The sequence below is a fragment of the Tsukamurella paurometabola genome (assembly GCF_900631615.1).
Taxonomy (GTDB): domain Bacteria; phylum Actinomycetota; class Actinomycetes; order Mycobacteriales; family Mycobacteriaceae; genus Tsukamurella; species Tsukamurella paurometabola_A.
The window spans coordinates 1804965-1822462 of sequence record NZ_LR131273.1; the positions used below are offsets into that span (position 1 = coordinate 1804965).

Below are 17498 nucleotides of genomic sequence, written 5' to 3' on the forward strand. Positions count from 1 at the left end.
ATACGGTTTCAGGCATGGCCGCAGAGACCTCACCGGAGCGCTACGACGACACCGACGGCTACGCCGTGGCCGTGACCCGCGGGGAGACCACCTGGACGGTGCACCTGCTCGACCCGGGGGCGCTGGGCAGCATCGCCAAGGCCGAGCAGGAGCTCAAGGGGCTGCGCGCGACGGGCGCGGTGTTCGGCCTGCTCAACGTCGACGACGAGTACTTCGTGATCGTCCGGCCCGGCCCGTCGGGCACGCGGCTCCTGCTGTCCGACGCGACCGCCGCCGTCTTCGACGAACTGGCCGTGCAGGCGCTGGAGCGGCTCAACGTCGAGGTGCCGGACATCGACCCCGAGGAGATCGAGGACACCGACCCGTGGCCCGAGGGGGATCTCGGCATCCTCGGCGACCTCGGGCTGGGCGAGCAGGAGCTCAGCGTGCTGCTCGCGGACCCGGACCTCTACCCCGACGAGCAACTGCAGGTGATCGCGGAGCGGCTCCGGTTCGACTCCGAGTTGGGTGCGATCCTCGATTCGCTCGGCTAGTGGCGCTGCTCGACGCCGAGCGCACGGCGATGGGTTTCGCGCTCGAGGCCGCGGGGCTCGCCGGGCCGGAGGACGTGCCCGTCGGTGCCGCGGTCCTCGGCCCCGACGGGGCCGTGCTGGCGCTCGCCGGGAACCGTCGGGAGCAGCTCGGCGACCCGACCGCGCACGCGGAGATCCTCGCGATCCGCGAGGCGGTGACGCGGTTCGGCGACGGCTGGCGGCTCGGCGGCTGCACCCTCGCGGTCACCCTCGAACCGTGCGCCATGTGTGCCGGCGCCCTGGTCGCGGCCCGCATCGGCCACCTCGTCTTCGGCGCCTTCGAGCCCAAGACCGGCGCGGTCGGCTCGGTGTGGGACGTGGTCCGCGACCCCCGCGTGACCCACCGGGTGACGGTGCGCGGCGGCGTCCGGGAGGCCGAGTGCGCCGCCCTGCTCACGGAGTTCTTCGCCCCGCACCGCTCCTGACCTGCCGATTTAACGCTCGGGTCGTCTTCCGGTAAAGTTTCGCGACGGTGGCGTGTCCGAGCGGCCGAAGGTGCAGCACTCGAAATGCTGTGTGCGGTAACCCCGTACCGAGGGTTCAAATCCCTCCGCCACCGCTGAGAGAGACCCTCTCCGACCCCGGTCGGAGGGGGTCTTTCGCGTTTCGGGGCTGCGTGCCCGGCGTGCGGCGCCGCGGGGTGCGCCGCAGCCACCACTCGCAGAAGCCGATCGCGATGAGCCAGCTCGGCCAGGCGACGATCGCCGGCCCCCAGGCGTCCATGAAGGACTCCGGCACGCCGGCGGCGTCGAGCACGAGGAACGCGACCGGGCCCAGGATCCGGTTGATGATGACCGAGTACATCAGCGCCGCGCTGCGCAGCATCCACCGGCGGTGCGCGGCGACGTCGCGCCCGACGATCGCGCGCACGCCGAGCGCCGTGAACAGCAGCATCAGCGAGCCCAGCGTCACGTTGGACGCGGCGTTGACCGGCCCGAACGGCGTCACCGTGCCGATCGCGATGGCCGCGAGCCCGACGGGCAGCGCGCACGCGACGTAGATCCGGCCCGCGATCCAGTGGTACTTCGCGAACCAGCGGCGCCCCAACTGCACCAGCCCGGCGAGCATCGCGACGGACCCGAGCAGGATGTGCCCGACGAGCAGCCCGTAGTACCAGTTCGGCTGGTCGTCGAGCGGGACGCGGCTGCCGCCGGTGAGGTAGGGAGGAAGGGAGTAGGCGAGGAAGACGAGCACCAGCAGGGCGCCCACCAGCAGTTTCTTCATGCGGGGAACGCTAGGGACGGATCCAGCGGCGGCGGATCACCCGCGCGGGTGGACCTGCGTAGTCCGCACGGGTGAGGCACCATGTCCGCGGGGCCTTCGAGGAGGAACGCATGAACGACGACGCTGCCTGGGGCGCCCCCGCCCTCGACCTGCCGCGCTACCTGCACCGCATCGGCCTGCAGGCCCCGCCCGCGCCCGACCTCGCGGGCCTGTCCACGCTGGTGCGGGCGCACGCGCTCACCCTGCCGTGGGAGAACTTCGACGCCGTCCGCGGCATCCCGGGCGAGCTCACGATCGACGCCCTGCAGCGCCGCATGATCGAGGGGCGCCGCGGCTACGGCTGCACGGGTCACGTCCCGCTGCTCGCCGCGGCCCTGCAGCGCACGGGCTTCCGGTTCGGCGCCGCGTCCGGGCGGGTGCTGGTCGACGGTGGCCCGTCCGCGAGCACGCACGCCCTGCTGATCGTCGAGGTCGACGGTGCGCCGCACCTCGCGGAGGTCGGCTTCGGCGCCGTCCCGCTCGCACCGTTGCGGCTGGAGAGCGGCCTGGAGCAGGACGCCGGCGGATGGCGCTACCGGCTCACCGCCGAGGCGGTCGGTTTCGGCGAGGAGTGGCGGCTCGACTTCCTCGACCCGAGCTCGGGGCAGTGGCGGCCGCAGTACCGGTTCGCGCTCGCCGACCGCACGTGGTCGGACCTGCGCATGACGAACTTCTACGTCGCGACCTCGCCGCACTCGCCGTTCCGCGGCCGGCTCATGGCCGTGGTCAACCGGCCCGGCGAGCGGCACGTGCTCACGCGGGACGCGGTGATCAGCACCCGTCCCGACGGGTTCCGGGAGACCGTGCCGTACGTCGCGGCGGACCGTCGGGCGATCCTCGCCGAGAGCTTCGCGATCGACCTGCCCGAGGACGAGGCGGCGGCGCTCGCGGCCGTCAGTGGGAGCTGAAGAAGCCGATCGCCTTGTCGCCGCTGTCGCACCGCGCGAGCATCCCCGGCGTCTGCGGGAACGTGCAGTTCCAGCCGTCGACGGTGACGGGCTTGGCCTGCGCGATCTGCGGCCCGAAGGCGTTGGCGACGCGCATCGCCTCGGCGCAGTCGACCTTCACGGTGCCCAGCGCGTGCACGTACAGGGCTCCGTCGGGGCCGCGGGTCTGCCCGCACATCTCGGCGCGGGTCTCGGCCGCCGTCGCGGTGGCCGACGGTGCGCCCGAGGGGGTGGGGCTCGCGGCGGGATCGGACGAACTGCCGCAGCCCGCGAGGAGCAGGCCGCACACTGTTGCAGTTGCGACGGCTGTGACAGGCGTTGCGAAGTGCTGAAATGCGGTCATGCCCTGCAGGCTACCCGTCGTCCGGTGATGAGCCTCACAAAAGTGCCGGTCAGCGACATTATTGCGGGCGGCAACGATCGGTACACTCGAACACGACCCGCATCGCGCAGCCCGTCGCGCCTCGACGACTCGGAGTGACTCGCATGGCACTGTTCCTGTACCGGCTGGGGAGGTTCGCCTACCTCAATCGTTTCAAAGTCATCGTGGCGTGGCTGCTGATCTTCGCCGGCATGCTCACCGGTGGCGCGGCGCTCAAGGGCGCCACGGTCGACAACTTCTCGCTGCCGGGCCTGCCCTCGGCGAAGGCGACGGACATCGTGTCCGAGAATTTCGGCGACAGCGGCGGCGACCCGTTCACCACCGCCTCGGCGACCATCGTCTTCCACGCCAAGGACGGCAAGCTCACCGATCCGGCGGCCGCGGCGGGCATCGACCGGACCATCGCCGACATCAAGAACCTCACCAAGGACCAGGACGGCCAGAAGGTCTCCGTGGTCCAGGACCCGGAGCTGCTGCACAACCCGACGGGCAAGCTGGACCCGAACGCGCTGACCCCGGAGCAGCGCTCGAAGCTCGAGGCGGCCACGGCGCAGGCCAAGGACATCGCGTCGACCAAGACGCAGGCGCAGAAGGACGCGGACGCGGCGGCCACCTCGTCGGTGAGCCCGGACGGCAAGACCGCGAAGATCACCGTGAACTTCATCGGCAAGGTCACGGACCTGCCGGACACCCTCTCCGAGGACATCACGAAGGCCCGCGAGGCGGGCGAGGCCGCGTCGAACGGCACGCTGCAGGTCGAGGCCGACGGTTCCGCGGCCCGCGGCGCCGAGGACATGGGCATGACCAGCGAGATCATCGGCATGATCGTCGCCGCGATCGTCCTGATCATCACGTTCGCCTCGCTCGTCGCCTGGGGGCTGCCGCTGCTGAACGCGATCATCGCCGTCCCGGTGGCCATCGGCGGCGTCATGATCGCCTCGCACTTCATCGAGCTCGGCACCTTCCCGACGGTCCTGACGTCCATGATCGGCCTGGCCGTCACCATCGACTACGCGCTCTTCATCGTCTCGCGATACCGGCACGAACTCCGGCGCCTCGGCGCCACCACGAAGGAGCAGCGGGCCGAGGCCGCGGGCATCGCCGTGGGCACCGCCGGCACCGCCGTGATCTTCGCCGGCCTGACGGTGATCATCGCCCTCGCCGCGCTCGCCTTCATCGGCATGGACTTCCTCGGCCAGATGGGCGTCGCCGCCGCGTGGGGCGTGTTCATCGCCGTCATCGTGGCGCTGACCCTGCTCCCGGCCCTGCTGGGCCTGTTCGGATCCAAGGTGTTCGCCGGCCGGGTCAAGGGCCTGCACCCGCAGGACACCGACCAGGGCGAGGGCCGCGTCGCCAACGGCCTGCGCTGGGCCAACCTGGTCAAGAAGGTCCCCGTCGTCACCCTCGTCGCGGGCGTCGCCATCCTCGGCATCCTCGCCATCCCGATGAAGGACATGAAGACCGCCCTGCCCGGCTCGGGCATGAGCGAGAAGAGCACGTCGGAGCGCCAGGCCTACGACCTCATCGCCGACGCCTGGGGCAAGGGCGCCAACGGCACCCTCCTCGTCGCGGTCGACGGTGCGGGGGCCCAGCCGAATCAGCGCCTGGGCGCCTACAAGCAGATCGTCGACCAGCTGAACAGCAACCCGGCGATCGCGCCGCTGATCGCGAACGCGCAGCTCGCGCAGCTCGCCGCGGACAACAAGGCCGCCACCATCATGGTGACGCCCAAGTCCGGGCCCAACGACGACGACACCAAGACGCTGGTGACCAAGCTCCGGAACATGGTCAACGGCGACGCCGGGACCAAGGCCCGGCTCGGCGTGGATCTCGGTGTCGCGGGAAACACCGCCATCGAGATGGACATCTCCGAGAAGCTCGGCGATGCGTTGTGGATCTACCTCGGGATCGTGATCGGGCTGGCGTTCCTGCTGCTGCTCCTGGCGTTCCGGTCGATCCTGGTGCCGCTGACCGCGGTCCTCGGCTTCCTGCTGTCGGTGGTCGCCACGTTCGGCGTGACCTCCGCGATCTTCACCGACGGTGCCCTCGGGCTCATCGACAACACGCAGCCGCTGGTCTCGTTCCTGCCGATCTTCCTGATCGGCATCGTCTTCGGCCTCGCGATGGACTACCAGGTGTTCCTCGTCTCCCGCATGCGTGAGGAGTTCGTGCACACCGGCGACGCGACGAAGTCGGTCGTGACGGGTGTGCAGTACGGCGCCCGCGTGGTGACCGCGGCCGCGATCATCATGATCTCGGTCTTCGCCTCGTTCATCCTCAACGAGCAGGTCTTCATCAAGGAGATCGGCTTCGGCCTCGCCGCCGCCGTCCTGCTGGACGCCTTCGTCGTGCGGATGGTGATCATCCCGTCGGTGATGACGCTGCTCGGCAAGTGGGCGTGGTGGCTGCCGAAGTGGCTCGACAAGATCCTGCCGAACGTCGACATCGAGGGCGAGGCCCTCGTGGCGCAGCTCGGACGCGGCGACGCGAACGCGGACACCGCCGGGTTCCCCGCGCCGATCACGGCGGAGATCCCCGTGCCCACTGAGCCGCTCGTCGCCGCCGGCCCGACGGACGTCCACGCGCGCGGCGCCGCCCGGGTGGAGCCCGCAACGGTGAACGGCCACGTCAACGGTGTCGACCGGCCCACGACCGCCCCGACGGCACCGGTGCCGCTCGTGCCGCTCGGCAAGGACGACGAGCACGTGACGGCGCAGGCCCCCGTGTACGCCGACACGGAGCAGGTCGCCGCGGCGGCGGAGACGCCGGCGACGACCGCGCCGGACACCGGCGAGTACCCCGTCGCCCGGCCCGGGACGCCGCACCCGGACCAGACCGTGACCGGGCCGATCCGCGCACGCGACCGGACGCGCGACGAGATCGCGCAGCTGCGCGAGCAGAACAGGGCGATCGCGGCGGAGCTCAGCGCGCTGCGCTCCGACTACCGCTCGATGGCCAGCCGCACGCGGCTGCAGAGCGAGCACATCAGCGACCCCACGCGGTTCGAGATCGAGGGTCGCCTCGAGGGGCCCGACGGTCCGCTCGGCCGCGCCGGCCGGCTGCTCACGCCGCACGGCGAGATGCTGACCCCCGCATTCATCCCCGTCGGTACCAAGGCGACGGTGAAGACGGTGCTGCCTGAGGCGGTCTCGGAGCTGGGTGCGCAGGCGGTTCTGGCGAATGCGTACCACCTGTACCTGCAGCCCGGGCCGGAGATCGTGGAGCAGGCCGGCGGCCTGGGCGCGTTCATGAACTGGGACGGCCCCACGTTCACCGATTCCGGTGGCTTCCAGGTGATGTCGCTCGGCTCCGGCTTCAAGAAGGTCATCGACATGACCGGCGGCGGTGAGGAGTTGCAGGGCGACGACGCGATCGCCGAGGGCAAGGACCGGCTCTCGCGGGTCGATGACGACGGCGTGACCTTCCTCAGCCACCTCGACGGCACGGAGCACCGGTTCACGCCGGAGCGCTCGATGCAGATCCAGCATCAGCTGGGCGCCGACGTGATCTTCGCGTTCGACGAGCTGACCACGCTGCACAACACGCGCGCCTACCAGGTGGAGTCGCTGGAGCGGACCCGCCTGTGGGCCCGGCGCTGCCTGTCGGAGCACAACTGGCTCACCGCGCAGCGGCACGACGCGATCTCCCTCTGGGGTGTGGTGCAGGGCGCGCAGTACGAGGACCTGCGCCGCAAGGCGGCCCGCGACCTGCGGGCGCTCAGCGAGGAGGACCGGCTCGCCGGCGGCCTCGGCTTCGGCGGCTACGGCATCGGCGGCGCGCTGGAGAAGGCGAACCTGTCGACCATCGTGCGCTGGGTGAATCAGGAGCTCGAGGAGGACAAGCCGAAGCACCTGCTGGGCATCTCCGAGCCGGACGACATCTTCGCGGCGGTGGAGCAGGGCATCGACACCTTCGACTGCGTCTCGCCGTCGCGCGTGGCCCGCAACGGCGCGATCTACTCGCTCGACGGCCGGTACAACGTGACCAACTCGCGGTTCAAGACGGACTTCCGGCCGCTGGACCCGGAGACGGAGAACTACACCTCGCAGTACACCCGTGCGTACATCCATCACCTGTTCAAGGCGAAGGAGAGCCTGGCGGCCACGCTGTGCACCATCCATAACGAGCAGTTCATCGTCTCGCTGGTCGCGAAGATCCGGCAGTCGATGCTCGACGGGACGTACTGGGAGTTCAAGGAGGAGTTCCTGGGCCGCTACTACAAGGGCACCCAGCAGCACCTCGCCACGTCCGACTAGCGCGGCGGCCCGGGTCCGGCCGTAGGATTCGGACATGCCCCACGTCGTCGCGCTGCCCGTCTGCGACGGGATGACGATGCTCGAATACGGCACGGTCGTCGAAGCGCTGGGCTTCGCGTGGAACGACCTGCCGTCGCTCGGGTACGACGTGCGCGGCTGCGGCCCGGTCGACGGGGTGCGGACGCTCGGCGGCGCCGTCCTGCACCCGGCGTACGGCCTCGACGAGATCGCGGGCGCCGATACCGTCATCATGACTGCGGTCACGGACCCGCGGACCGACTCGAACCCGGAGTGGCACGAACCGCTGCGCGCGGCCGCGGCGAACGGCGCGCGGATCGTCTCCATCTGCACCGGCGCGTTCGCGCTCGCCGGGGCGGGCCTCCTCGACGGTCGGCGCGCCACCACGCACTGGCGGCACGCGGGCCTGCTGCAGTACCGCTTCCCCCGGGTGCACGTGACGCCCTCGGAGCTGTACATCCAGGACGGGCCGGTGCTCACCGGCGCGGGTTCGGCGGCGGGCCTGGACCTGTGCCTGCATCTGATCCGCAGCGACCACGGCGCGGGCGCCGCGAACGAGGTGGCGCGCCGCCTCGTGGTCGCGCCGCACCGCGACGGCGACCAGTCGCAGTTCGTCAACATCGACACGCTCCGGCCCGATATGGACAAACGCTTCGCCGACTTCCTCCAGGGGCTCGCGCACGGCATCGGCGGCGTCAAGGGGCTCGACGACATGGCGGCCCGCGCGGGCGTCTCGCGCCGGACCCTGCACCGCCGGTTCCGGCAGTACACCGGCGTCGCGCCACTGGAATGGCTGATGCGGCAACGGGTCTACCGCGCGATGCGCCTGCTGGAGACGACCAACGACTCCGTCACGGCGATCACCGGCCGCGCGGGCTTCGACGCGGAGGAGACGCTGCGATACCACTTCAAGCGGCAGACCGGGTTGGCCCCGACGGCCTATCGCGAGCGGTTCCGCGGTAGCGAGGTGGGCCGCAGCGCGGGCCGGCCCGTGGCCGGATCTTGAGGAATTCCGGCACCGCACACCTGGGCGGCGCCGCGCGGCGCGGATAGCGTTCAGGCCATGCGGATTCAGCAGATGAGGAAGGTCTTCGGCGGCACCCGGGCAGCGCCGACGACGAACGCGCGCCCGGGATGGATGCGGGAGTTCGCCTCCGGCATCGCGGCGGGCAACCTCGTCCGCCACGGTGCGGGCGTGCCCGGCTCGCACGGCTCGCGGATCTGCGAGCGGCCCCGTCTCGCGCCGGCGCGGCCCGCGTCAGAGCGGTAGCGTCCAGGGCTCGCGGGGCAGCCGCGCGGGGTCGAAGCCGTCCAGCATCTCCCGTGGCGTGCGCCCGCGCAGCCCCAGGCTCGCAGCGAGTTCGGGTAGTACCACCGCCGGCCCGCCGCGCTGCGCGAGGGTGACGGCACCGTCGCGCTTCGCGAGCCGGGCGCCGGTGGGCCCCAGCACCATCGGCACATGTGCGTACGACGGTGGCGGGTCGCCGACGAGCCGCCCCGCGACGGCCGAGCGCGGTGTGGCGGACAGCAGTGTGCTCAGGTACGCCTGGCGGGGCGCGGAGGAGAGCAGGTCGTCGCCGCGCACCACCTGGTCGACGCCCTGCGCGGCGTCGTCGACCACGACGGCCAGGTTGTAGGCGTACGTCCCGTCGCCGCGGCGCAACACGAAATCGTCCACCGCGCCGGTGTACTCGCCGTGCAGCAGATCCGTCACGGTGAACGACGAGACCGTCGACCGCAGGCGCACCGCCGCCGGCCGCTCCCGCCGCCGGACCTCCCGCTCGGCCTCCGTGAGGTCGCGGCAGGTGCCGGGGTACGCCCCCTCCGGGGCGTGCGGCGCCGACGGGGCCGCGAGGATCTCCCGCCGCGTGCAGTAGCACTCGTAGACGTCGAGCCGGTCCAGCGCCGCCGCGTAGCGGTCGGTGCGCTCGGACTGCCGCACCACGTCGCCGTCCCAGTCGAGGCCCAGTGCGGCGAGGTCGGCGAGCTGGCGGGCCTCGGCTCCGTCGGCCGTGCGGGCGGTATCGAGGTCCTCGATCCGGAGCAGGAAGTCCCGCCCCGTCGAGCGGGCGAAGAGCCACGCGAGGAGCGCGGTGCGCAGGTTCCCGACGTGCAGGTCGCCCGAGGGGCTCGGCGCGTACCGTCCAGCTGTCACCGTCCCAGCTTACGAGCGCACCCGCGCGAGGTTCCCCGCCCACCGCTCCAGGTGCGCGGTCAACTCGGCCGGTTCCACGACGGTGACCTCCGCGTCCAGGACGGCGATCGCCATCGCCGGCCAGTCCAGCGTGTCGGCCTCCATCCGCACGACGGTGCCGCCCGGCACCTCCTCGAGCCGCGCCCAGCGACCGATGAGCGAACGAACGTGCTCGATCGGGGCGGCCACGCGGAACTCGATCCGGTGCGTGGGCGTGCGCTGGCCGACGGACGCCCTGACGTAGGCGGCGGCGTCCTCGGCGGGGAGCTCGCGCGGCCGGAACCGGACGCCGGTGCGCGACGGTCCGCTGATCCGGTCCAGCCGGAAGCTGCGCCAGTCGTGGCGGTGGAGGTCGTAGGCGACGAGGTACCAGCGGCGCCCGAGCGGCACGAGGCGCATCGGTTCGGCGAGCCGGTCGGTGCGCGCACCGTCGGCGGCGGTGTACCCGAACTCGATCCGCTCCTCAGCCCGGCACGCCTCCGCGAGGCCGGTGAGCACGCGGGGGTCGACGGCGGGCCCGCCGGTGAGCGCGGCGGGCTGGGTCACGGCGCCCAGGGCCTCGACGCGCTTGCGCAGTCGGGGAGGCATGACGGCGGCGACCTTGCCGAGCGCGCGCACCGAGGTCTCGGCGATGCCCGCGATCCCGCCCTGCGCCGCGGTCTGCAGCCCGACGGCGATCGCCACCGCCTCCTCGTCGTCGAGGACCAGCGGCGGTAGGGCGGCGCCGGCGGCGAGCTGGTAGCCGCCGTCCACGCCGCGCGTCGCGGAGACGGGGTAGCCGAGGTCGCGCAGGCGCTCGATGTCGCGCCGCAGGGTGCGCACGGACACTTCGAGCCGGTCCGCCAGCTCGGAGCCCGGCCAGTAGCGGTGGGTCTGCAGGAGGGACAGCAGCCGCAGGGTTCGGGAGCTCGTGTTCGCCATGTTTTCCAGTGTGTTCTGCATTAAGGACAGAAACTGACACTAATCGCTCGTAGCCTTTGTGACATGACCGAGACACAGACCCTCTCCGCCGAGCGCAACGACATCCTCAGCCTCCTCGCCGAGCGCCGCCATTTCCTGCGTTTCACCGCGCAGGGTCTGACGGACGAGCAGGCCAACACCCGCAGCACCGTCAGTGAGCTGACGGTCGGCGGCCTCATCAAGCACGTCACCGAGGTGGAGAAGGGCTGGCAGGACTTCGCCCTCGGCAAGCCGCACGCCACGGCCGACATCGACTTCGACAACCCCACCCCGGAACAGATCGCCGCGTTCCAGGACACCTTCCGGCTCACGGACGGCGAGACTCTCGAGGGTGTGCTCGCCGAGCACGAGAAGGTCGCCGCCGCGACCGACGAGTTGGTCCGGACTCTGGATCTCGACGTCGCGTACGAGCTGCCGGAGGCGCCCTGGCAGCCGCCGGGGGTGTTCTGGACCGTCCGCCGCGTATTCCTGCACATCGCCGGAGAGACGGCGCACCACTCCGGCCACGCCGACATCATCCGGGAGAGCATCGACGGCCAGAAGAGCATGGGCTGAGGGTGCGCCCGGGCGGGGCCCCGCGGGTGCGGGGTCCCGCTTACGGCCCCGTCGTCGGTGCTCGGACCTAGGATCGAGGCGTGGACCTCCCCGTGAACCCGCCGCTCGATCCGATGCTCGCCAAGGCCGCGAAGGCGGTGCCCGGCGAGGGCTACTCCCACGAACCGAAGTGGGATGGCTTCCGCGCCCTGATCTTCCGCGACGGTGACGAGGTGTTCATCGGTTCCCGCAGCGGCAAGGATCTCGGCCGCTACTTCCCCGAGGTGGTCGCCGCGGCGCGCGACGAGCTCCCCGAGCGCTGCGTGCTCGACGGGGAGATCGCCGTCGCCGTGCACCGGGAGGGCCGCAAACGCCTCGACTGGGAGTCGCTGTCGGCCCGGATCCACCCCGCGGAGTCACGCATCGCCAAGCTCGCGGAGGAGACCCCGGCGATCTTCATCGGCTTCGACGCCATCGCGATGGCGGACGTCGACCTCACGGGCAGGCCCTTCAGTGCCCGCCGCCAGGTGCTCGTCTCGGCGTACGCCGGCACCGGGACCTGCAAGATCAGCCGGGTCACCACCGACGCGGACGCGGCCGGGGACTGGTTCGAGCGGTTCGAGGGGGCGGGCCTCGACGGGGTGATCTCCAAGCGGGTCGACGGCCACTACCTGCCGGGCAAGCGCGAGATGATCAAGGTCAAGCACGCCCGCACCGCCGAGGCGGTGGTCATCGGCTACCGCCCGCACAAGTCACAGCCCAATGCCGTCGGCTCGGTGCTGCTGGGGCTGTACCAGGACGGGCAGCTCCTGCCGATCGGCGGCATCGGCGCCTTCACCGCCGCCAAGCGCGAGGAGTACTTGCAGCTCCTCGAGCCCATGCGCACCGCCGACTCCGTACAGGGTGAGCCGAACCGCTGGGCCACCCCGGAGAAGACGGGGGAGTGGGTGCCCGTGCGCCCCGAGCTGGTCGTCGAGTTCGACTACGACCAGATGGAGGGCATGCGCCTGCGGCACACCGCCAAGTTCAAGCGCTGGCGCCCCGACCGCGACCCGTCGAGTTGTGGCTACGAGCAGCTCGAGGTCCCCGTCACCTACGACCTCGACGACGTCCTGCAGGAGGGTGAGTGATGGCCAAGGCCCCGGCAGCCGAGGTGATCGTCCCCGGGCCCGACGGTGACCGTCCCGTCCGGGTCTCGAGCCCGGACCGGATCATCTACCCCGCCACCGACCTCACGCCCGAGGTCTCCAAACTCCAGGTGGCGCAGTACTTCGCCGCCGTCGGCGAGCCGCTGCTCGCGGCCATCGGCGATCGCCCCACCGCGCTCGAGCGGTGGCCCGGCGGGGTCCACCCCGGCGGCCGGCTCGCCCAGGGCCCGCAGGACAAGGACGCCGACGGCTTCTACCAGAAGCGGATGATGAAGGGCGCGCCCGAGTACGCGCAGACGGTGCGCATCGCCTTCCCGTCCGGCCGCCCCGCGGACGAGCTGTGCCCCACCGAGATCGCGATCGGAGTGTGGTGCGCGCAGATGGGCACCATCACCTTCCATCCCTGGCCGGTGCGCAGCGCCGATGTGGACCATCCCGACGAGCTGCGGATCGACCTCGATCCGCAGCCGGGCACCGACTTCCGCGACGCCGTGCGCGTCGCCGGGATCGCCCGCGAGCTCGCCGACGACCTCGGCCTGCGGGCGTACTGCAAGACCTCCGGCAACCGGGGCGTGCACGTCTTCATCCGCATCGCGCCGCGGTGGGACTTCGTCGACGTGCGGCACGCCGCGATCGCCTTCGGCCGCGAGCTGGAGAAGCGCGATGAGGGCGTCACCACCGCGTGGTGGAAGGAGGAGCGGGGGACAAGGATCTTCGTGGACTACAACCAGAACAGCCGCGACCGCACCATCGCCTCCGCCTGGTCGCTGCGGGCGGTCCAGGGCGCCACCGTCTCCACCCCGCTCACCTGGGACGCGTTGGCCGAGTTGAAGGACCCGCACGAGCTCAACCTGTTCACCGTGCCCGACCGCCTCGCCGACGGGAATCCGTGGGCCGACATGGACGAGGTCGCCCACGACCTCACGCCGCTGCTGGACCTGTGGGAGCAGCACCCCGTCGAGCTGAACTACCCGCCCGACTACCCCAAGATGCCCGGTGAGCCCCCGCGCGTGCAGCCCAGCAAGAAGGTCGCCGAGCACTGGGACGCCGAGGGCAACCGCATCGCGGACTAGGTGCCATCGCCCCCCGCCGCGCGTGGCGGTGACAGTGGCTTCGGCGCGTACAAGATCTTGACAAGACCTCGTGTCAACATCATGATGACACCATGAAAGTTATCGACGATTCTCGGGTGCTCCGGCGAGCCGGTGGCGATGCCGAATCCGTCCTCGGGCCGGAATCCTTGACCTGGACGCGGTTCGGAGACTGGAGGACGTCCCTGCTGATCGGCTGGGCGGGCACTCTGCAAGTGATGCACCCCGTCATCAGTGCGGCGCTCGTCGAGCACTCGTACTTCCTGGATACCCCCATGAAGCGGCTGCTCCGGTCCGCGGTCCCGATCACCCGGGCCGTCTACGAGGGGCCGGCGGTCGGCAGGTGGATCCGCGACGAACACGCGAACATCCGTGGTCGGTACTCGGCCCACGGCGACGCGACGGCGGACGGAACGGAGTACCACGCGCTGAATCCGGAACCGTTCTTCTGGGCGCACGCCACGTTCTTCATGATGCAGGTCGCCGCGGCCGGCGTGTTCGCGGAACCGCTCACAGCCGACCAGAAGGAGCAGCTGTATCAGGAGTCCAAGACGTGGTACGCGCAGTACGGGATGTCGACGCGGATAGCGCCGGAGACCTTCGATGACTTCATGCGCTACTGGGATCGCACGATCGAGACGGTGCTGACGAGGACCGAGCTGGTCGATCGCGCGGCCGGCTTCTACGCCGGCGAGCCGGGACCGAAACCCGTGGGCGCCGTTCCCGGATGGCTCTGGCGGCTCATCGCACCACCCGTCACGCGCCTGCAGGTGTGGGTCTGCCGCGCGCTGCTTCCGGAGCCGGCGCGCGAAGCGCTGGGGTGGACGTGGACCGCGGCGGACCAGCGGCGGTTCGATCGGTTCGCCCGCGTCGTGCGGTTGGTGTTCGCCGTGCTGCCGCCGGGCCTGCGACTGTCCTGGATCGCCCGGCGCGGATATCGGCGCGCGCGATGCGCGGACGGCGGACACGGTGCGATGGGAGGCGGTCGATGACTCCCTCCAAGTTGTCCCGCGAGTGGCGTGGAGTCGGGCCCGACGAGCGCATCGCGCACCGACGCCAGACGCTCATCGACGCCGGTCTCACGGACATCACGGACCGCGGCGCCGCTGCCGTGTCCATCAGCGGCGTGTGTGCGACGGCGGGATTGACCCAGCGGTACTTCTACGAGAGCTTCCGCAACAAGGACGAGTTCCTCCTGGCGGTCCTCGACACCGTTGTACTGCGTGCCCGCACCGTGATTCTCGAAGCGCTCGAGTCCGCCCCCACCGACGCTGCTCCCGCAGTCGTGCAGCACCTCGTGACCGCGTTCACCGAGTACCTCGACGAGGATCGTCGGCGCCCGAAGCTCATGTTCCTGCAGACCCGCAGTCATCCCGCACTGGCGTTGCGCGGAAACGAACTCGCGCGGGAGTTCATCGAGCCGATATCCCTGGCCTTGAAATCGCCTCTTTTCCATCGACCCGCCAGTGTCGACGTCCCGACGACGGAGATCCAGGTGACCGCCCTGGCGATCTTCGGTGCGATGTCGCAGCTCTACGCCGCGTGGACCGTGGGGTTCTTGGACGTCGATTCGTCGGACCTCGTCGCGCACGTGACGTCGGTCGTCGTCCGGTGCCTGGAGTATCCCGGGGTCGCCACTCACATCGAGGAGCCGTCGTGAACGCTCACCGTTCGTCCGCCCCATCCGTGACCAGTGCGGGGGTGCTCTCGCCCGACACCCTGCTCTGGCAGTACGGATGCGACAGCAGGATGCAGTTGCTCCGCGGCTACACGGGGATCCTGCAGAACATGCTTCCCGCGATCGGAACCGCGCTGGTGGACCACTCGGCGTTCTTCCGGGACCCGTTCGGCCGCCTCGCGCGGTCCACGCCGCAGGTCATCGGGTCGATCTACGCCGACGACGATCGGCTCGCTCATCGCATTCGCGACTATCACCATCACATCAGCGGAATCGATCAGCACGGCCGGCGGTACCACGCTTTGAACCCCGACGTCTTCTGGTGGGCGCACGCCACCTTCGTCGAACGCATCATCCGGACCCAGGACCTGTTCGGAACCCCGTTCACGAATCAGCAGAAGGACCAGATCGTGCAAGAAGGGGCGATCTGGTGGGCGTCGTACGGCCTGAGTGATCGACCGGTCATCCGCGACTACCCGTCGTTCCGGAACTACTGGAACACGATGCTCGACAACGAGCTCGGGCACAACCGGACCACCACGTTCGCCACCAGGACGGTGCGGCAGACCAGAATTCCGGCACCCGGTCCTGTTCCGGAGTTGCTGTGGCGAATCGTCCAGAGCCCCGCGATCGATGCCATGCTCTGGATCACGACGGGCGCGCTCGATCCTCGGTGTCGAGAGATCCTCGACCTGAGCTGGACTGAACGGGATGCGCGGCGCTTCGAGCGGTTCCAGGAGGTCGTCCGCAACGTGCACCCGCTGTTGCCGGTGCGTCTGCGCTACATGGAACCGGGGCGCACCCCGCTGCTCGCGTCGCGCGGCGAAGGGCACCAGAACGTCCCGCGAGGAGGGGCTGATCCCCGCTGACGCCCGCGATCCACGCACGGTTCACGGAGGTCTGGTAAGCACAGGGGCATGCGCTCGAACCGCCGCCTCGCCGTTGCCCTGGTCGCCGTCCTCGCGGGCGGGTCGCTCGCCGCCTGCTCCTCGGGCGGGGGCGAGGACGCCGCGAAGCTCGACCTCAAGACGGGCACGAATTCGCCGCTGACGATCACCGCGGCGCAGCTCGCGGGGCTCGCGCAGGGCGGCGCCGTGGTCGACGTCAAGCCCACCGCGGACGGCACCGTCGAGGCGGCGAAGGGCGGGGCCCTCGTCTTCAAGCCCAAGGCGGGGTTCACCGGTTCGACCCAGCTCAAGGCCGTCGTCTCGCCCGCGGTCTCGCTGTACGCGTCGAACATCCCGCCGCTGGCCACCGTCGGCGGCGTCTCGGTGGACGGGAGTGGCTACGGCTCGGCATGGACGCCGGTCCCCGGCGCGCCCGGCGAGTTCTACGGCCTCACCGACCGCGGCCCCAACGTCGACGGCCCGAACAAGGACGAGAAGGTCGCGGTGACGCCCGACTTCACACCGCAGATCGGTCGGTTCAAGCTCGAGGACGGCGCCGCGGTGCTGCAGAGTGTCATCGTCCTCAAGGGGCGCGACGGCCGCCCGTTCAACGGCCGGAACGACACCGCCGCGCCGACGGGGGAGAAGATGCTCGACCTCGATGGCGCCGAGATCCCGCCCACCGACCACGGCATCGACTCCGAGGGGCTCGTGGCCCTGCCCGACGGCTCGTTCTGGGTCTCGGACGAGTACGGCCCGTTCCTGATCCACTTCGACGCCAACGGCCAGGAGCTCGAGCGTCTCCTCCCGGGCAGGGGGCTGCCCGAGATCCTCAAGAGCCGCACGCCCAACCAGGGCATGGAGGGCCTGACCGTGACGCCCGACGGTAAGCGACTGGTGGGAATCATGCAGTCCGCCTTGAACGTTCCCGGCCTGAGCGGCAACGCCAAGGAGGTGCCGGTCACTCGCATCGTCGCGATCGACCTCGCCACCAAGGCCGTCCAGCAGTACGCCTACCTGCTGGACAACCCGAAGGATACGAAGAAGGCCGTCTCCGAGATCACCGCGATCTCCGACACGGAGTTCCTCGTCGACGAGCGCGACGGGAAGACGGCGCCCAAGGCGAACAAGACGATCTACCGGATCAGTCTCGACGGCGCGACTCCGCTCGGCGAGCAGAACCCCGAGACCATCGCCGGCGTCACCACCACCGCGGAGGCCGAGACAGCGCTCAAGGGGGCCGGGATCACGCCCGTGCGCAAGACCGTCGCCCTCGACCTCAGCGGGCTCGTCGACAAGCTCAACCCCGCCGGGAAGTTCTTCGGTCACGACAAGGTCGAGGGGCTCGCCACGACGGACGGCGGCAAGACCCTGTTCATCGCGAACGACAGCGACTTCGGCCTCGAGGGGATCGCCGGACCGAAGACGCCGTTCCAGCTCAAGGCGAAGACGCTCGCCAACGGTCTGCAGGACAGCCTCGAGGTGCTGAAGGTCGACACCACCAAGCTCGGCGAGCCGACCTCGGAGCGGACGATCACCGTCACCGTCGGATAGGGCGAGCGGGCGCC

At 70.6% G+C, this 17498-nt stretch carries 17 protein-coding genes, 1 tRNA gene and 1 pseudogene; 15 read left to right on the top strand and 4 right to left on the bottom strand.

Translation table 11 applies throughout. The annotated features are described in order from the left end of the window. The first annotated feature begins 14 nt into the window (after nucleotides 1-14). The 3 genes from ELY19_RS09020 to ELY19_RS09030 all read left to right on the top strand — a co-directional run bounded on the left by ELY19_RS09020 (nucleotide 15) and on the right by ELY19_RS09030 (nucleotide 1131). On the top strand, nucleotides 15-533 hold the full coding sequence (locus ELY19_RS09020) for a tRNA adenosine deaminase-associated protein (protein WP_126195893.1): 519 nt from the start codon (nucleotides 15-17) through the stop codon (nucleotides 531-533). 29 nt (nucleotides 534-562) lie between these two features. Then, complete coding sequence (locus ELY19_RS09025) at nucleotides 563-997, top strand: nucleoside deaminase (protein ID WP_126198763.1); 435 nt, start codon at nucleotides 563-565, stop codon at nucleotides 995-997. A 46-nt stretch (nucleotides 998-1043) separates the two neighbouring features. Next, nucleotides 1044-1131: transfer RNA gene (locus ELY19_RS09030), tRNA-Ser, on the top strand. Here the strand turns inward: ELY19_RS09030 and ELY19_RS09035 are convergent. Beyond that, nucleotides 1113-1796: a DUF2306 domain-containing protein gene (locus ELY19_RS09035; protein WP_126195894.1), complete on the bottom strand. Its 684-nt coding sequence runs from the start codon at nucleotides 1794-1796 to the stop codon at nucleotides 1113-1115. The two genes, ELY19_RS09030 and ELY19_RS09035, sit on opposite strands and share 19 nt — an antisense overlap. A 110-nt stretch (nucleotides 1797-1906) precedes the next feature. Between ELY19_RS09035 and ELY19_RS09040 the strand changes: the two genes are divergently transcribed. Next, nucleotides 1907-2743 (top strand): arylamine N-acetyltransferase family protein, encoded by an 837-nt coding sequence (locus tag ELY19_RS09040; protein WP_126195895.1) that lies wholly within the window; start codon nucleotides 1907-1909, stop codon nucleotides 2741-2743. On the opposite strand, the gene ELY19_RS09045 is transcribed toward ELY19_RS09040, so the two are convergent. Continuing rightward, entirely contained in the window at nucleotides 2730-3125 is a 396-nt protein-coding gene (locus ELY19_RS09045; RefSeq protein WP_126195896.1) for a hypothetical protein, read from the bottom strand. The two genes, ELY19_RS09040 and ELY19_RS09045, sit on opposite strands and share 14 nt — an antisense overlap. A 230-nt stretch (nucleotides 3126-3355) precedes the next feature. On the opposite strand from ELY19_RS09045, the pseudogene ELY19_RS09050 reads away from it, so the two are divergent. From ELY19_RS09050 to ELY19_RS09065, 4 genes and pseudogenes are all read left to right on the top strand, one after another. Next, a pseudogene (locus ELY19_RS09050) lies at nucleotides 3356-5563 on the top strand (MMPL family transporter); the annotation flags it as partial. Between the two features lie 552 nt (nucleotides 5564-6115). Then, a complete protein-coding gene (gene tgt, locus ELY19_RS09055; RefSeq protein WP_126198764.1) occupies nucleotides 6116-7420 on the top strand; it encodes a tRNA guanosine(34) transglycosylase Tgt in 1305 nt (434 codons plus the stop codon). A 34-nt stretch (nucleotides 7421-7454) separates the two neighbouring features. After that, a complete protein-coding gene (locus ELY19_RS09060) occupies nucleotides 7455-8444 on the top strand; it encodes a GlxA family transcriptional regulator (RefSeq protein ID WP_126195897.1) in 990 nt (329 codons plus the stop codon). Between the two features lie 57 nt (nucleotides 8445-8501). Next, the gene (locus tag ELY19_RS09065; protein WP_126195898.1) at nucleotides 8502-8708 is read left to right on the top strand and encodes a hypothetical protein; all 207 of its coding nucleotides are present in this window, start codon (nucleotides 8502-8504) and stop codon (nucleotides 8706-8708) included. On the opposite strand, the gene gluQRS is transcribed toward ELY19_RS09065, so the two are convergent. Both gluQRS and ELY19_RS09075 read right to left on the bottom strand, forming a co-directional pair. Next, the gene (gene gluQRS, locus ELY19_RS09070) at nucleotides 8697-9593 is read right to left on the bottom strand and encodes a tRNA glutamyl-Q(34) synthetase GluQRS (protein ID WP_126195899.1); all 897 of its coding nucleotides are present in this window, start codon (nucleotides 9591-9593) and stop codon (nucleotides 8697-8699) included. The genes ELY19_RS09065 and gluQRS overlap by 12 nt on opposite strands. A 9-nt stretch (nucleotides 9594-9602) precedes the next feature. Beyond that, complete coding sequence (locus ELY19_RS09075; RefSeq protein WP_126195900.1) at nucleotides 9603-10553, bottom strand: helix-turn-helix transcriptional regulator; 951 nt, start codon at nucleotides 10551-10553, stop codon at nucleotides 9603-9605. A 63-nt stretch (nucleotides 10554-10616) separates the two neighbouring features. Between ELY19_RS09075 and ELY19_RS09080 the strand changes: the two genes are divergently transcribed. The 7 genes from ELY19_RS09080 (at nucleotide 10617) to ELY19_RS09110 (ending at nucleotide 17484) form a co-directional block, all read left to right on the top strand. Beyond that, the gene (locus tag ELY19_RS09080; protein WP_126195901.1) at nucleotides 10617-11147 is read left to right on the top strand and encodes a DinB family protein; all 531 of its coding nucleotides are present in this window, start codon (nucleotides 10617-10619) and stop codon (nucleotides 11145-11147) included. An 80-nt stretch (nucleotides 11148-11227) separates the two neighbouring features. Next, nucleotides 11228-12256, top strand: coding sequence for an ATP-dependent DNA ligase (locus ELY19_RS09085; protein ID WP_126195902.1), 1029 nt, complete (start codon nucleotides 11228-11230; stop codon nucleotides 12254-12256). Continuing rightward, nucleotides 12256-13347, top strand: coding sequence for a DNA polymerase domain-containing protein (locus ELY19_RS09090; protein ID WP_126195903.1), 1092 nt, complete (start codon nucleotides 12256-12258; stop codon nucleotides 13345-13347). The genes ELY19_RS09085 and ELY19_RS09090 overlap by 1 nt, the downstream gene beginning before the upstream one ends. A 92-nt stretch (nucleotides 13348-13439) precedes the next feature. After that, on the top strand, nucleotides 13440-14357 hold the full coding sequence (locus ELY19_RS09095) for an oxygenase MpaB family protein (protein ID WP_126195904.1): 918 nt from the start codon (nucleotides 13440-13442) through the stop codon (nucleotides 14355-14357). Beyond that, the gene (locus ELY19_RS09100; protein ID WP_164711563.1) at nucleotides 14354-15025 is read left to right on the top strand and encodes a TetR/AcrR family transcriptional regulator; all 672 of its coding nucleotides are present in this window, start codon (nucleotides 14354-14356) and stop codon (nucleotides 15023-15025) included. The genes ELY19_RS09095 and ELY19_RS09100 overlap by 4 nt, the downstream gene beginning before the upstream one ends. Then, complete coding sequence (locus tag ELY19_RS09105; protein ID WP_227966681.1) at nucleotides 15022-15912, top strand: oxygenase MpaB family protein; 891 nt, start codon at nucleotides 15022-15024, stop codon at nucleotides 15910-15912. Before ELY19_RS09100 ends, ELY19_RS09105 begins: the two co-directional genes overlap by 4 nt. A gap of 48 nt (nucleotides 15913-15960) precedes the next feature. Then, a complete protein-coding gene (locus tag ELY19_RS09110; protein WP_126195906.1) occupies nucleotides 15961-17484 on the top strand; it encodes an esterase-like activity of phytase family protein in 1524 nt (507 codons plus the stop codon). Nucleotides 17485-17498 lie beyond the last annotated feature (14 nt).